Genomic DNA, 1,536 nt, shown 5'->3' with positions numbered 1-1,536 from the left:
GCCAACAGAACGAGCTACAAGACTATCTATTTGCGTTAACTACTTTCGGAAAGAATCAATTGTCACAAACACACATATAGCACAGGTAAAGGACTTGTCTGCAGAGATATATATCAGATAGCAATGAGTGAAACCACTAGCAATCAATTCTTTCGGAGTCGATTCGGGCTAGGAGCTGAGTGCGTAGTTATTGGGATCCTAGAGTTTCTCTGCGTCACGGTCGTCCTCTTAGTAGACGAGAGCTCATTGCAGTTCAGCCTTCTTGCAGGTACTGCATTGGGAATCTTCACTACTGTTTTACGCTATTTAGTCCAGCGTTGAAGGAGTTAGCCACCCACTCACTCGGATTGGGGTGGTCTACTCAGCTGCTGTGAGCGCCACCTGAACTGAACAACTCGAAGCATCGTAGACTGGGGAGACACGATATCAATGTGTCTTAAATTAAACAGCGAATTTTCTGTCCCCCAGTGGAGGTGCGGGGGCGTGCCCGAGAGTGCGTCCCGAAGATAGACCGATGTCAATGATACAGTCAGAGACTCCAGAGCAGTCGTCCAGCCAGCAGACCACTTGCACCTTCGACGATTCGGACTCCCGGGACGAGGAGATGCGCGACCAACTCGATGCGTGGGTCGAAGACCTCGCCGACCTCACGAACGAAGCGCAGACCAGTGAGCAGTTCCAGCAGTGGCTCGATGTGCAGAGCAAGTTCCACGATTACTCGGCCCGGAACACGCTACTCATCAAGCTCCAGTGTCCCGAAGCAACCCGAGTCGCCGGCTACAATACGTGGCAAGACGAGTTCGACCGCTACGTCCAGCAAGGCGAGGACGCGATCTGGATCTGGGCTCCGATTATCACGAAGAAGTGCCCCGAATGCGGGAACTCGCCGTCGTATCACGAGAACACGGACTGTGAGTATGACGAGACAGAGCCCGAACAGTGGCGGCGGGGACTGGTCGGGTTCCGGCCAACGTCGGTGTTCGATATCTCTCAGACCGAGGGCGAGCCGCTTCCCGAACTGGAGACAGAAGCTCACGGCGACCCGAATGGACTTGTCGAGGACCTCTTGGACGCGACCGACGAGATCGGCGTCGACGCGAGAATCGTCGCTCCCGAAGAGTGGGAGCATGGGTCTGCACGGGGTGTCTGCGAGCGTCGGAACGTCATGACGACGAATCCGATGGTCGAAGCGGTTGACCGGGAGAATCGGGCCGCCCTCGCGAGTACACTGATTCACGAGTTCGCCCATGCGGAGCTTCACTTCAATGTCGAGGATGAGGCGGAGCGGTCGAAACGTGAGGTCGAGGCTGAGGCAGTCGCCTACGTGGTCAGTCGTCACTTCGGGCTGGACCCCGACAACTCGGCGTTCTACTTAGCGGCGTGGGACGGCGACGCACCGGAGACGCTGCGGGACCGGCTGGACCGAATCTCGAAGACGGCTGCGGATCTGATCGACGCCGTCGAAGGTGCCAGCTGAGCAGTCGGTCGTGCTTTTCCAGACGTGCTTGAGAGCCGTATTTTGTGACTCCCCTGATG

The 1,536-nt window shown here is 56.6% G+C and carries 1 protein-coding gene; it reads left to right on the top strand.

Annotation, left to right across the window (positions count from 1 at the left end):
• The first annotated feature begins 514 nt into the window (after positions 1-514).
• Positions 515-1,477, top strand: a complete 963-nt coding sequence (locus tag AV929_RS12405) for an ArdC-like ssDNA-binding domain-containing protein (RefSeq protein WP_064288408.1) — start codon at positions 515-517, stop codon at positions 1,475-1,477.
• Positions 1,478-1,536: the final 59 nt, after the last annotated feature.

This window comes from Haloarcula sp. K1 (assembly GCF_001647155.1).
GTDB lineage: Archaea > Halobacteriota > Halobacteria > Halobacteriales > Haloarculaceae > Haloarcula > Haloarcula hispanica.
The sequence above is the reverse complement of the archived record's forward strand: the minus strand, read 5'-3'. Positions and strand labels throughout refer to the sequence as shown.

Coding starts and splice junctions, on each gene's coding strand:
- AV929_RS12405 (WP_064288408.1), top strand. CDS start 515: ATGTCAATGATACAGTCAGAGACTCCAGAGCAGTCGTCCAGCCAGCAG.